This window comes from Corynebacterium sp. AOP36-E1-14 (assembly GCF_052377495.1).
Taxonomy (GTDB): domain Bacteria; phylum Actinomycetota; class Actinomycetes; order Mycobacteriales; family Mycobacteriaceae; genus Corynebacterium.
The window spans coordinates 1-216 of record NZ_JBQSWV010000092.1; the positions used below are offsets into that span (position 1 = coordinate 1).

At 65.7% G+C, this 216-nt stretch carries 1 pseudogene; it reads right to left on the reverse strand.

The annotated features are described in order from the left end of the window. Positions 1–216 (reverse strand): annotated as a pseudogene (locus ACT3TD_RS14880) (ISL3 family transposase); the annotation flags it as partial.

Consider the following 216-nt stretch of genomic DNA (forward strand, 5'->3'; position numbering starts at 1 on the left):
AGTCGCGTCGGGAAGCCGACGACCGGCAGGTCCACCAGCTGCTGGGTGACGTGATCTCGCAACACACCTGCATGTTTGCAGCCAGGGCACCGGTCGTCGACGGCCACCGGCGCGGCGTCGATGACGGTGAACGGGCCGGCGTCCGCGGCGTCAGTGATGGTCAATCCGATTTCTTCCGGTGCGCCAGATGGTGTCAGCGACGAGGTTGCCAGTAGT